Source organism: Bacillus sp. MN7755 (genome assembly GCF_054771475.1).
Genome location: NZ_BTRL01000017.1, coordinates 27,869 through 41,187, shown reverse-complemented (window position 1 = coordinate 41,187; position 13,319 = coordinate 27,869). Strand labels below are relative to the sequence as shown.

Annotated in this window: 10 protein-coding genes and 1 other annotated feature; all 10 genes read left to right on the top strand. The window is 38.0% G+C overall.

Annotated features, from left to right (window positions below; translation table 11 throughout):
- Nucleotides 1-222 precede the first annotated feature (222 nt).
- Nucleotides 223-1,557 (top strand): glutamyl-tRNA reductase, encoded by a 1,335-nt coding sequence (hemA, locus tag ACYVEC_RS19400; protein ID WP_275718742.1) that lies wholly within the window; start codon nt 223-225, stop codon nt 1,555-1,557.
- A gap of 17 nt (nt 1,558-1,574) precedes the next feature.
- The gene (locus ACYVEC_RS19395; protein ID WP_000008996.1) at nt 1,575-2,408 is read left to right on the top strand and encodes a cytochrome C assembly family protein; all 834 of its coding nucleotides are present in this window, start codon (nt 1,575-1,577) and stop codon (nt 2,406-2,408) included.
- 15 nt (nt 2,409-2,423) lie between these two features.
- Complete coding sequence (gene hemC, locus ACYVEC_RS19390; protein WP_098556264.1) at nt 2,424-3,353, top strand: hydroxymethylbilane synthase; 930 nt, start codon at nt 2,424-2,426, stop codon at nt 3,351-3,353.
- A gap of 2 nt (nt 3,354-3,355) precedes the next feature.
- Nucleotides 3,356-4,108: a uroporphyrinogen-III synthase gene (gene hemD / locus ACYVEC_RS19385; protein WP_199677532.1), complete on the top strand. Its 753-nt coding sequence runs from the start codon at nt 3,356-3,358 to the stop codon at nt 4,106-4,108.
- A gap of 20 nt (nt 4,109-4,128) precedes the next feature.
- Nucleotides 4,129-5,118 carry a porphobilinogen synthase gene (gene hemB / locus ACYVEC_RS19380; RefSeq protein ID WP_063224829.1) on the top strand — a complete coding sequence of 330 codons (990 nt, stop codon included), beginning with the start codon at nt 4,129-4,131 and terminating at the stop codon, nt 5,116-5,118.
- Nucleotides 5,118-6,407 carry a glutamate-1-semialdehyde 2,1-aminomutase gene (gene hemL / locus ACYVEC_RS19375; protein ID WP_063224830.1) on the top strand — a complete coding sequence of 430 codons (1,290 nt, stop codon included), beginning with the start codon at nt 5,118-5,120 and terminating at the stop codon, nt 6,405-6,407. Before hemB ends, hemL begins: the two co-directional genes overlap by 1 nt.
- A 79-nt stretch (nt 6,408-6,486) precedes the next feature.
- Nucleotides 6,487-7,491: a stage VI sporulation protein D gene (gene spoVID / locus ACYVEC_RS19370; RefSeq protein ID WP_142332795.1), complete on the top strand. Its 1,005-nt coding sequence runs from the start codon at nt 6,487-6,489 to the stop codon at nt 7,489-7,491.
- A gap of 66 nt (nt 7,492-7,557) precedes the next feature.
- Nucleotides 7,558-8,583, top strand: coding sequence for a spore coat protein YsxE (gene ysxE / locus ACYVEC_RS19365; protein ID WP_460507933.1), 1,026 nt, complete (start codon nt 7,558-7,560; stop codon nt 8,581-8,583).
- A 273-nt stretch (nt 8,584-8,856) separates the two neighbouring features.
- Nucleotides 8,857-9,089, top strand: a binding site (T-box leader).
- A 37-nt stretch (nt 9,090-9,126) separates the two neighbouring features.
- Nucleotides 9,127-11,772 (top strand): valine--tRNA ligase, encoded by a 2,646-nt coding sequence (locus ACYVEC_RS19360; RefSeq protein ID WP_063224833.1) that lies wholly within the window; start codon nt 9,127-9,129, stop codon nt 11,770-11,772.
- 92 nt (nt 11,773-11,864) lie between these two features.
- Nucleotides 11,865-13,166, top strand: a complete 1,302-nt coding sequence (locus tag ACYVEC_RS19355) for a bifunctional folylpolyglutamate synthase/dihydrofolate synthase (RefSeq protein WP_063224834.1) — start codon at nt 11,865-11,867, stop codon at nt 13,164-13,166.
- Nucleotides 13,167-13,319: the final 153 nt, after the last annotated feature.

The window sequence follows — 13,319 nt, the reverse complement described above, 5'->3', positions numbered from 1 at the left end:
CTTGATTATGAGTGCTTTTTTTGGTAACGTACAAATAGAGTTATTAATTTATAATCATTATAAAGTAGGGAGTTTTTATTAGTTTTACTGAATCTCCTTTATTACATACGGAGAATAAATAAAAAAATAATCGGTTGTTCACACGATTGTCAGATTCATAAGAGGAAAGTTGTATTATGATAGTAGATAAAGTGATAAAACGGGTGAAGGGGGACATGCTGCGTGCATATTCTTGTTGTTAGTGTAAATTATCGAACAGCCCCTGTAGAATTTCGTGAGAAACTCACATTTCAGGCAGCAGAGCTAGAGCAAGCAATGACGACATTACAAAATCAAAAGAGCGTGTTAGAGAATGTCATTGTATCAACTTGTAATCGCACTGAGATTTACGCTGTTGTCGATCAATTACACACGGGACGGTATTATATTAAGAAGTTTTTAGCTGATTGGTTTCAGCTTGAAATAGAAGAAGTCGCACCATATTTAACTATTTTTGAACAAGATGGTGCAATAGATCATTTATTCCGGGTAACGTGCGGTTTAGATTCTATGGTAGTTGGAGAGACGCAAATTTTAGGTCAAATAAAAGATAGCTTTTTAGAAGCGCAACAAGTAAAAGCGACAGGCACAATCTTTAATGAATTGTTTAAGCAAGTCATTACATTAGCAAAACGTGCTCACTCAGAAACGACAATTGGTGAAAGTGCGATGTCTGTTAGTTATGCTGCTGTTGAGCTTGGGAAGAAAATATTCGGCGAGTTAACAGATTGTCACATACTTATTCTTGGTGCTGGCAAAATGGGTGAACTTGCACTGCAAAACTTATATGGAAGTGGTGCTCGTAAAGTAACAGTCATGAATAGGACGCTTTCAAAAGCAGAAATAATGGCTGAGAAATATATGGGACATGCAAAACCTTTAAGTGAATTACAATGTGCATTATTAGAAGCAGATATTTTAATTAGTTCAACTGGGGCATCAGAGTATGTCATTACGAAAGAGATGATGACAAAGGTAGAGAAAATGCGCTCTGGCCGTCCTTTATTTATGGTTGATATTGCAGTGCCACGTGATATTGATCCGGCGATTGATGAGCTAGAAGGTTCTTTCTTATATGACATTGATGATTTGCAAGGAGTAGTGGAAGCGAACCGTGCTGAACGTTTGAAAGAAGCAGAGAAAATTCAATTTATGATTGAAGAGGAAATTGTTTTATTTAAAACGTGGTTAAGTACACTTGGTGTCGTTCCGTTAATATCAGCTCTTCGTGATAAGGCACTTGCCATTCAAAGCGAAACGATGGAAAGCTTGGAACGAAAAATACCAAACCTTAGTGATCGTGAGAGAAAAGTAATTAGTAAGCATACAAAAAGTATTATTAATCAATTATTAAAAGACCCAATTTTAGTAGCAAAAGAAATAGCTGCTGAAGAGGGAGCAGACGAAAAATTAGCGTTATTTGCAAAAATCTTTGATTTAGAAATGGAAGATGTAGAAAGTTGTGCGGAAGAAGTAGAACATAAAAGAGCGTGGACACCATCCGTTCCATCTTTATAACTTGGAAGGATGATCGGATGAGTTTTTTAAATAACAGTATTATTTATCATATTGCAATTATTTTATATGCTTGTAGCATTAGTTTATATTTTATAGATTATTTCCAAAGTAACCGAAAGGCGAACCGATTTGCTTTTTGGTTACTTTCGATTGTATGGGTTCTGCATTCTATTTTTATGTTGCTTAGGGCTACAGATTCAGAAACGAACCCTCTTTTAACTTTATTATCAGGGATTTATTTTTATGTTTGGCTATTGATTACGATGTCGTTAGTCATTAATCGATTTATGAGAATCGATTTTTTAGTCTTTTTTACAAATGTTGTCGCATTTGGCGTAAGCGCTTTTTCTATTTTTACGCCGCTCGGAAAGATGTCACCAGTACTTGCAGAGCAATTGGTTTCGGAACTTGTATATGTACATGTCGGTATGGCTATTATTTCTTATGCAACATTCACTGTATCGTTCATTTTTTCTATTATGTATTTATTGCAATATCGCCTATTAAAGAAGAAGAAATGGAATGCGAGATTAAGAAGGTTAGGGAATTTACCGAAGCTAGAATCGATGTCTTACGGATTAAATTTATTTTCTGTTCCATTTTTCTTACTAGCTATTTTATTAGGATGCATATGGGGATATACAAAATTGGACAATTTCCATTGGTATGATACGAAAGTGATCGGGTCTTTTGTCGTTCTATTTGTATATTGTGCTGGCCTATATTTACGAGCGGCAGATGTGTTGCAAGGGAAGAAAATAGTGCAGTGGAACATCGGGGCATTTCTCGTAATGCTAATTAATATTTTTCTATTAAGCAGTTTATCCAACTTCCACTTTTGGTATTTATAATGAGGAGAGAAAATTATGCGCAAAATTATTGTAGGGTCACGAAAGAGTAAATTAGCACTAACGCAAACGAACTGGTTTATTGATCAGTTAAAAGCGCTAGGTTTACCATATGAATTTGAAGTGAAAGAAATCGTCACAAAAGGCGATGTTATTTTAGATGTTACTCTTTCAAAAGTAGGCGGAAAAGGCTTGTTTGTTAAAGAGATTGAACATGCGTTACTTACGAAAGAAATTGATATGGCTGTACATAGTATGAAAGATATGCCGGCCGTACTTCCAGAAGGATTAATGATCGGTTGTACACCGAAGCGTGTGGACCCTCGTGATGCTTTTATCTCAAAAAGCGGAGCATCGTTTAAAGAGTTAGCAGAAGGCGCTATTTTAGGTACGAGTAGTTTAAGACGTAGTGCACAATTATTAGCTGCGAGACCAGATTTACAAGTGAAGTGGATTCGTGGAAATATCGATACACGTTTACGTAAATTAAAAGAAGAAGATTACGATGCAATCATTTTAGCAACAGCTGGATTACAAAGAATGGGCTGGGATGATGAAGTTATTACAGAACATTTAGATGAGACGTTATGTGTACCTGCTGTAGGACAAGGTGCATTAGCGATTGAGTGCCGTGAGGATGATACAGATTTATTGCAGCTGTTATCACATATAAATGATGCTGTAACAGAAAGAACAGTGGCAGCGGAGCGAGTATTTCTTCATAAACTTGAAGGTGGATGCCAAGTTCCGATCGCTGGATATGCAACTCTTACAGAAAACGATGCAATCGAATTAACAGCTCTTGTCGGGTCTATGGACGGTTCTGTTTTATTGAAAGAGACAGTGGTAGGAACTGATCCGAAGGAAGTAGGATTAGAGGCTGCGGACCGTTTAATTAAACAAGGCGCAAAAGAACTCATTTTTGCTGCGAATAAGGGGCAACAATAAATATGAACGCTCTCGCTGGCAAAACGGTATTGATTACACGTGCCCAGCATCAAGCAAAACAAATGAGTGTAGCGGTGAAAGAAAAGAGCGGAATTCCATTGGAAATTCCGCTTTTGCGTATGGAAGGTATGTCTTATAGGCAAATTCAACATATAGCAGGGCAGTTGCATTCATATGACTGGGTTATTTTTACGAGTAAAAATGGGGTGGCTTTTTTTCTGGATAGTTTGAGAAAGAGGCTCCCCGTAACGGCTAAAATTGCTGCAGTAGGCGTGAAAACAAGGTTAGAGTTAGAAAAGCGAGGCTATGAAGTGGACTTTGTTCCAACTTCATTTGTTGCAGAAGTATTTGCAGAAGAGTTTGTAAAAAAACTAAGTGGAAGCGAATGCGTTTTATTTCCGAAAGGGAATTTAGCAAGAGATGTCATTCCAGTTGCACTTCGCGAAATTGGTGTTTCTCTAGATGAGCTAATGGTATATGGTACGAAAGAAAATGTAGAGAAAAAGCGAGAGCTTATAGAAGCGTTAGAAGCAGAGAAAGTAGATATTATTACATTTACGAGTCCTTCAACTGTTACTAGTTTTGTTCGTTTACTTGAGGGTACAAACTGGAGAGAATGGACAAAAAAATGTACAATTGCTTGTATAGGGCCTATTACGGAAAAAGAAGCGAGCCTTTATTTTCCGCATGTTATTATGCCGAAAGAGTACACTGTAGAAGCATTACTACAATGCGTTTGTGAATCTATAAAATAAAAGAATGGGGATAGAAATCTATGAACTCTTTACAATTTAATCGTCATCGTCGTTTAAGACAAAGCGGTAATATGCGTGCGCTTGTGCGTGAAACGTTTTTACATACGGAAGATTTTATTTACCCTATTTTTGTATTAGAAGGTGAAAATGTTCGTAATGAAGTACCTTCTATGCCAGGCGTATATCAAATGTCATTAGATTTATTGCAAGCTGAAATGCAAGAGGTTGTTGATTTAGGTATTCGTTCTGTTATTGTATTTGGTTTACCTGCTGAAAAAGATGAAGTTGGATCATCAGCATATTGTGATCATGGAATTGTGCAACGTGCAATTAAGCAAATTAAAGGTGATTTCCCTGAGCTAGTGGTAGTTGCGGATACATGTTTATGTCAATTCACAAGCCATGGTCATTGCGGTGTAATTGAAGATGGTATTATTTTAAATGACGAGTCTCTTGCAGTTCTTGCGAAAACAGCTGTAAGCCAAGCGAAAGCAGGAGCGGACATTATTGCGCCATCAAACATGATGGATGGATTCGTAACAGCAATTCGCCACGCATTAGATGAAAATGGTTTTGGACATGTACCAGTTATGTCGTACGCTGTGAAATATTCATCAGCATTTTACGGGCCATTCCGTGATGCGGCACACGGTGCACCACAATTTGGTGATCGTAAAACATATCAAATGGACCCAGCGAACCGTATGGAAGCATTCCGTGAAGCAGAATCAGATGTAATGGAAGGAGCAGATTTCCTAATTGTAAAGCCAGCTCTTTCTTACTTAGATATCATTCGTGATGTGAAAAATAACTTTAATTTACCAGTCGTTGCTTATAACGTAAGCGGTGAATATTCAATGATTAAAGCGGCAGCGCAAAATGGTTGGATTAATGAAAAAGAAGTTGTACTTGAAAAATTAATTAGCATGAAACGTGCAGGAGCAGATTTAATTATTACGTATCATGCAAAAGATGCAGCAAGATGGTTACAAGAAGGAGGCGCTAAATAATGAAAAAGTTTGATAAGTCGATTGCAGCGTTTGAAGAAGCACAAGATTTAATGCCTGGTGGCGTAAATAGCCCAGTTCGTGCCTTTAAGTCTGTCGGTATGAATCCATTGTTTATGGAGCGTGGAAAAGGCTCTAAAGTATATGATATCGATGGAAATGAATACATCGATTACGTATTATCATGGGGTCCTTTAATTCATGGCCATGCAAATGATCGTGTTGTTGAAGCTTTAAAAGCTGTTGCTGAAAGAGGTACAAGCTTCGGTGCACCAACGGAAATTGAAAATAAATTAGCGAAACTTGTTATTGAGCGCGTACCATCAATTGAGATTGTACGTATGGTTAACTCTGGAACAGAAGCGACAATGAGTGCGCTACGTTTAGCTCGTGGTTATACAGGCCGTAATAAAATTTTGAAATTCATCGGTTGTTACCACGGTCATGGTGATTCGTTGTTAATTAAAGCGGGTTCTGGTGTGGCAACACTAGGTTTACCAGATAGCCCTGGTGTACCAGAAGGTGTAGCGAAAAATACGATTACAGTAGCGTATAACGATTTAGAAAGTGTGAAATACGCATTCGAACAATTCGGTGATGATATCGCTTGTGTAATTGTAGAACCAGTGGCAGGAAATATGGGTGTTGTTCCTCCGCAACCAGGATTTTTAGAAGGTCTTCGTGAAGTAACAGAGCAAAATGGTGCATTGCTTATTTTTGATGAAGTAATGACAGGATTCCGAGTTGCTTACAATTGTGGACAAGGTTATTACGGTGTAACACCTGACTTAACTTGTTTAGGTAAAGTAATCGGTGGTGGATTACCAGTAGGAGCATACGGTGGTAAAGCAGAAATTATGCGCCAAGTTGCACCGAGCGGACCGATTTACCAAGCGGGTACTTTATCAGGTAATCCACTTGCAATGGCAGCAGGTTATGAAACGTTAATACAGTTAACGCCAGAATCATATGTAGAATTCGAGCGTAAAGCTGAAATGTTAGAAGATGGTTTACGTAAAGCGGCTGAAAAACATGGTATTCCGCATTATATCAACCGTGCGGGTTCTATGATTGGTATCTTCTTTACAGATGAACCAGTTATTAATTACGATGCAGCAAAATCTTCAAACTTAGAATTCTTTGCGGCTTACTATCGTGAAATGGTAGAACAAGGTGTATTTTTACCGCCATCTCAATTCGAAGGTTTATTCTTATCGACAGCACATAGTGATGCAGATATTGAGGCGACGATTGCAGCGGCTGAAATTGCAATGTCAAAATTAAAGGCTTAATTGAATAAAGAAAATCGCTCTCCATAAGGGGAGCGATTTTTTTTATTCATAAAGTCAGCTTTCCATACATAAATCTGTAATGACATATAGTTTGGGAGGGGGAAAAGAAGTGGCAACAGATCATTCATTACGTTTTTCATTAAAAGAATCTGTTTGGTTCCAAAAAGGACAGGAAGTCGAAGAACTTTTGTCAATTTCGTTAGATCCAGACGTTGAGATAGAAGAGCTTGATCATGAAGTTATCGTGAGAGGGCAATTAGATTTAACGGGAGAGTATGTTGCACGGCAAGATGATTCAGCCCATTCATTAAGAGATCTATCACCAGCGAAGTCAATTGATTATGTCGAAACAAGAGAAGATGGGGTTAATGAACTTGTTCATTCCTTTCCGCTTGAAATATCAATTCCGAGAAATCGAGTGAAAGTAATTGAAGAACTATATGTATCCATCGAAGAATTTGATTACGAATTAAAGGAAAATGGTTGCTTACAATTACTAGCGGATATATCTATTACAGGTTTATGTGATGAAGAAAGAATTGAGGATGAAGAGGAAGAAACGGCGTATGCTGAGTTAGAAGTTGATTCGGCGCAAGAGGATGAAAATAGACCAACGCCGCACATAGAAGAACCAGTCTATAAGGAATCGGATGAATGGGAAGATTACGCATTTGAACCGTTCCAATTAGAGGAAAGAAAAGAACAGGAATTAGAAGAAGAGGAAATAGAAGAACATGAATTTGTGGAGCGTGAAGAGGAGAAAGAAACGACGCCACAATTTGAATTGTTCGGACGAAAAGATTTCAAGAAAGAAAAAGCGAAAAAGCAGGAAGAGCAAGAAGAAGCGTACTCACAGCGAGATGAAAATGCGCTTTATTTAACACAATTATTTACGAAAGAACCGGAAGAAGAATTTACGAAGTTAAGAATGTATTTCGTGCAAGAAGGGGATACAATTGAATCTGTTGCAGATCGTTATGAAACGTCTGTACAAAACTTATATCGTGTAAATCAATCGGAAGATATATATTTAACTACAGGGCAAATTATTTATATTCCCGTTTCAAGAACAAAAGCGAAATAAGGGAGTGAGTGTTTTCACTCACTTCTTTTCCTGGAGTCTACGTTTTGAATAGAAAGGGTTATTCGTATGGATATGGAATTACGAAATCGCTATGAACCCATTGTAAGGCAATATAGATTGGATACGCAGCATATGGAAGAGCACGGAAGCGTAACGAAAATTTATACGAATCAAGGTCCATATGCGCTCAAGAAAATAGAAGGTAGAAAGTTAGAGCGGAATAACTTTCTGCATCATATTCAATATTTGAAGGAGAAAGGCTTTTCAAATTATGTACCTATCTACCATGCGACGGATGGAAATTATATTTTAAGTGACGGGACGTATAATTATTATTTAATGCCTTGGTTAGAACGTGCGGAAGGAAGCGGCGAGGATAATGATCAATACCATAAAATGTTTCAGACTCTCGGAACGTTGCATCAAAAAACAGTAAAAGAAGAAACGTATACAGAAGAGGATCTAGAAAAACATTATACAAATATATCCAATCGCTGGGAGAATGATGGCGAGATGCTAGAAGAGTTTCTTGTAGAATCTGAAGCGAAGTGGTATATGTCACCATTTGAACTGCAATATTGTACGTACTATCATCATGTAATGAGAGCGCGTGAGTTTGCGACGAAGCAATTAAATGAGTGGAACGATGCGATGAAAGAAAAAGAGACAACACGCATTACGTTTGTACATGGTAACGTATCACTTAATCATTTTTTATTCGACTATGAGCGGAATGGCTATTTTATTAGTTTAGAAAAATCAAAGTTTGCAACACCTGTGCAAGATATTGTAGGGTTTTATTCTCGGTCGTTAAACACATATCCAATTGCGCGAAGTGATCGGTTTGAATGGTATCAAATGTACCAAAAAAATTTCCCTTTTACGAAAGAAGAGCAACTACTCATGTTTGCGTATATGACGTATCCATCGCAATTTATTCGGCAAATCCAGTCTTATAAGAAAAGAAGAGAGAGTCGTAATGAGGAAAATGAACTTCTCGGAGTGAAGAGCTTGCAACAATCGCATTGGCTCGTTAGTAATATAGAATATTTCCTTTCGCAATTACAAGCTGCCCAGCGAGGGAACGGATAAAGTGAAGCTTTAATCAGTGGGGGGTGTTCATCCCCCGCCGATTATTAGTTGAACCAATCGGGCATTTACGGGCAGTTGATCTCCCACCTAACTTCTTTGCTTCAGCTGAATTTTGAGGTGGAGGTCTTACTGCCCGCAAATAGCGGGGTAAAGAAGATAAGTAGAGGGTGCTACTTATCTTCTTTTTTTGGTCCGAAAAGCTGTAGTATTAAATTTATCTTGACGAATAAGGTTTCGTTTTTTACACTATTGTATATAATAATTAACAATCATATAAATGCCTTGAAGGGGAAGAGTATAACAAGAAACGTCTTCAGAGAGGAGAATCATTAGCTGGGAGATTCTCTAGATAGTTATGTTAGAAGGTAGCCCTGGAGCATCTTTTCTGAACGGAATAGTTCTCATTAGGAAAAGACGGATTTGTCCGTTATCAAATTAAGAGTATAAGCAAATTCTTGGATTTGTTTGTAAATAAAGGTGGTACCGCGATGTCCCTCGTCCTTTTTGGATGAGGGGCATTTTTTATTTTAAGGAGGGAAAATAATGTCAAACACGGAAAAGAATTTACCAACTAAATATGATCATATGTCCGTTGAAGAAGGCCTTTATCAGTGGTGGCTAGAAGGCAAATATTTTGAAGCAACAGGAGATGAGAAGAAACAACCGTATACAATTGTAATTCCACCTCCAAACGTAACTGGTAAGTTACACTTAGGTCATGCTTGGGATACAACTCTTCAAGATATTTTAACTCGTACGAAGCGTATGCAAGGTTACGATGTATTATGGCTTCCAGGAATGGATCATGCGGGAATCGCAACACAAGCGAAAGTAGAAGGGAAACTTCGTGAAGAAGGTATTTCACGTTACGATCTTGGCCGTGAGAAATTCCTTGAAAAAGCTTGGGAATGGAAAGAAGAATACGCTTCTCATATTCGTCAACAATGGGGGAAAGTTGGTTTAGGACTAGACTACTCTCGTGAACGCTTCACATTAGACAAAGGTTTATCTGATGCGGTTAATAAAGTATTCGTTCAATTATACGAAAAAGGCTTAATTTACCGTGGTGAATATATTATTAACTGGGATCCAGCAACACGCACAGCTCTTTCTGATATCGAAGTAATTCATAAAGAAGTTCAAGGTGCATTCTACCATATGAACTATCCGTTAACAGATGGCTCTGGACACATTCGTCTTGCAACAACTCGTCCAGAAACGATGCTTGGTGATACAGCAGTAGCGGTTCATCCAGAAGACGATCGTTACAAACATTTAATCGGAAAAACAGTTACACTTCCAATCGTAGGCCGTGAGATTCCGATTATTGCTGATGAATACGTAGAAAAAGATTTCGGAACAGGCGTTGTAAAAATTACACCAGCTCATGACCCGAATGACTTTGAAGTAGGTAACCGTCATGACTTACCACGTATTTTAGTAATGAACGAAGATGGATCGATGAATGAAAAAGCTGGTAAGTATAACGGCATGGATCGTTTTGAGTGTCGTAAAGCGTTAGTGAAAGATTTACAAGAAGCAGGCGTATTAGTAGAAATTGAGCCTCATATGCATTCTGTAGGTCATAGTGAGCGTAGTGGTGCAGTTGTTGAGCCGTACTTATCAACACAATGGTTCGTAAAAATGGCTCCACTTGCTGAAAAAGCAGTAGCGCTTCAACAAAAAGAAGAAGAGAAAGTAACGTTCGTACCAGAGCGTTTCGAAAACACATACTTACGCTGGATGGAAAACATTCATGACTGGTGTATTTCTCGTCAGTTATGGTGGGGACACCGCATTCCAGCTTGGTATCATAAAGAAACTGGTGAAGTATACGTAGGTACAGAAGCGCCAGCAGATATTGAAAACTGGAACCAAGATAACGACGTACTTGATACATGGTTCAGTTCAGCGTTATGGCCATTCTCAACACTTGGTTGGCCAAATGAAGATTCAGCAGACTTCAAACGTTACTATTCAACAGATGCACTAGTAACTGGTTATGACATCATCTTCTTCTGGGTATCTCGTATGATTTTCCAAGGTTTAGAGTTTACAGGCGAGCGTCCATTTAAAGATGTATTAATTCACGGTTTAGTTCGTGATGAGCAAGGACGTAAAATGAGTAAATCTCTTGGTAACGGTATTGATCCAATGGACGTTATCGAGAAGTATGGTGCAGATGCAATGCGTTTCTTCTTATCAACAGGAAGTGCACCAGGTCAAGATTTACGTTTCAGCATGGAAAAAGTAGAATCTACTTGGAACTTCATTAATAAAATTTGGAATGCATCACGTTTCGTATTAATGAACATGGATGATATGAAGTATGAAGAAATCGATTTAACTGGTGAAAAATCAGTTGCGGATAAGTGGATTTTAACTCGCTTAAATGAAACAATCGAAAGCGTAACACGTAACATGGATAAATATGAGTTTGGTGAAGCTGGTCGTTCATTATACAACTTCATTTGGGACGATTTCTGTGACTGGTACATTGAAATGGCGAAACTTCCTCTATACGGTGAAGATGAAGCAGCTAAGAAAACAACTCGTTCTATTTTAGCTTACGTATTAGACCAAACAATGCGTCTATTACACCCATTCATGCCATTCGTAACAGAGAAGATTTGGCAACATTTACCGCATGAAGGCGAATCTATTACAGTAGCAGCGTGGCCGACAGTTCGCGAAGATTTACAAGATACAGAAGCTGCAGCAGAAATGCACCTTCTAGTTGATATCATTCGCTCTGTTCGTAACATCCGTGCAGAAGTTAATACGCCAATGAGCAAAAAAGTTCAAATGCAAATTAAAGCAAAAGATGAGGCTGTACTTGCTCAACTTACGAAAAACAGCTCTTACATTGAGCGTTTCTGTAACCCAAGCGAATTAACAATTCAAACGGATTTACAAGCGCCAGAAAAAGCGATGACTGCAATCGTAACAGGTGCAGAGTTATTCTTACCGTTAGCTGATCTTATCAATCTTGATGAAGAGAGAGCGCGTCTTGAGAAAGAACTTGAGAAGTTCGATAAAGAGGTAGAACGTGTACAGAAGAAACTTTCAAACCAAGGTTTCGTAGCGAAAGCTCCTGCAGCAGTTATTGAAGGAGAGCGTGCGAAAGAGCAAGATTACCTAGAAAAACGCGAAGCAGTTCGCCAACGTCTAGCAGATCTTGAGAAATAAAAATGTTTTTAGAGACTCACTATATTGGTGAGTCTCTTTTCTTTGCGTATAATAGAATGATGAAGGTTGTCTTTTGAAAGGGGAAAGCATACGTGATACATACATACGAAGAAGCGATAGGTTGGATTCATAGTCGGTTGAAGTTTGGTATTAAACCAGGATTAGAAAGAATGAGATGGATGCTAGAAGAGCTCGGAAATCCAGAGCGTCATATAAAATGTGTCCATCTTGCTGGTACAAATGGAAAAGGTTCAACGTTAACATATATGCGCTACATGTTAGAAGACGCAAAATATAAGGTAGGGACATTTACCTCTCCTTATATTGAAACATTTAACGAACGTATTAGTGTGAACGGCACACCAATTGCAGATGAAGAGATTACTGAACTTGTAAAGATGGTAAAGCCAGTCGTTGAAAAACTAGATGAGACGGATTTAGGGGAAGCGACTGAGTTTGAAATTATTACCGTTATGGCAATTTGTTATTTCGGTAAAGTCAATTTCTGTGATGTTGTTTTATTTGAAACAGGGCTTGGAGGACGCTTTGATTCTACGAATGTGATTCATCCTGTTCTCACGATTATTACAAATATTGGCCACGATCATATGCACATTTTAGGCAATACACTAGGAGAAATTGCATATGAAAAGGCGGGGATTATTAAGTCTGGTGTCCCGGTTATTACTGGTGTGCAAGATGAGGAAGCGTTGCAAGTCATTCAAAAGGTTGCAAAGGAAAATCATGCAAACCTATACGAGATGGGCAACCATTTTACAGCGTTACATAAACAGTCAAGTGAAGATGGAGAACAGTTCAATTTCACTTGTCCTTTCGCCTCTTTTGAAGATGTGCGAATCTCAATGAAAGGTGCTCACCAAGTAGGAAACGCAGCACTTGCACTGATGGCAGTCATGTATGTAAAAACATACTTATCATTTTTAATTGAGGAAGAAGAAATAAGAACTGGATTACAGGAAGCGTATTGGATTGGGCGCTTTGAACAATTGCAAAGTAATCCAGATATTATTATAGATGGTGCTCATAATCCGGAAGGTATTGAAAGCCTTGTGAAAACGGTAGAATCACATTACAAAGATAAAAATGTAATAGTTTTATTTACTGCCCTTGGTGATAAGCAATTGCCTAATATGGTAGGGCAATTAGAAACCATCGCTGATGAAATTATTTTTACAACATTCGCCTTTGATCGTGCTATTTCTGCTGACAAGCTTGCATCATATTCAAAGAAAGAGTCAAAATTAGTTTTTGAAAATTGGAAAGAGGCAATTGATAAGAAGGTTGAAATGATTGGAGAAAATGATGTTTTTATCATAACAGGTTCTCTTTATTTCATTTCGGAAGTTCGAAAATATATTCGCGAGAAAAACTAGATAGTCTTTGCTATCTGGTTTTTTTGTTCTACAAATGAAGTCAAATGCATACATATAAGATAAATATATAGGGTTATTTGGCGAATTCCTCTGACAAATATCTCGTTTTTTTGTGAAATGAATATGATATGATGCGGACAACGATAAGAGGTG

Bases quoted from the DNA above. Each gene is read 5' to 3' on its own strand.
- ACYVEC_RS19395 (WP_000008996.1), top strand. From the start codon at position 1,575: ATGAGTTTTTTAAATAACAGTATTATTTATCATATTGCAATTATTTTA.
- hemC (WP_098556264.1), top strand. From the start codon at position 2,424: ATGCGCAAAATTATTGTAGGGTCACGAAAGAGTAAATTAGCACTAACG.
- hemD (WP_199677532.1), top strand. From the start codon at position 3,356: ATGAACGCTCTCGCTGGCAAAACGGTATTGATTACACGTGCCCAGCAT.
- hemB (WP_063224829.1), top strand. From the start codon at position 4,129: ATGAACTCTTTACAATTTAATCGTCATCGTCGTTTAAGACAAAGCGGT.
- hemL (WP_063224830.1), top strand. From the start codon at position 5,118: ATGAAAAAGTTTGATAAGTCGATTGCAGCGTTTGAAGAAGCACAAGAT.
- spoVID (WP_142332795.1), top strand. From the start codon at position 6,487: ATGACATATAGTTTGGGAGGGGGAAAAGAAGTGGCAACAGATCATTCA.
- ysxE (WP_460507933.1), top strand. From the start codon at position 7,558: ATGGATATGGAATTACGAAATCGCTATGAACCCATTGTAAGGCAATAT.
- ACYVEC_RS19360 (WP_063224833.1), top strand. From the start codon at position 9,127: ATGTCAAACACGGAAAAGAATTTACCAACTAAATATGATCATATGTCC.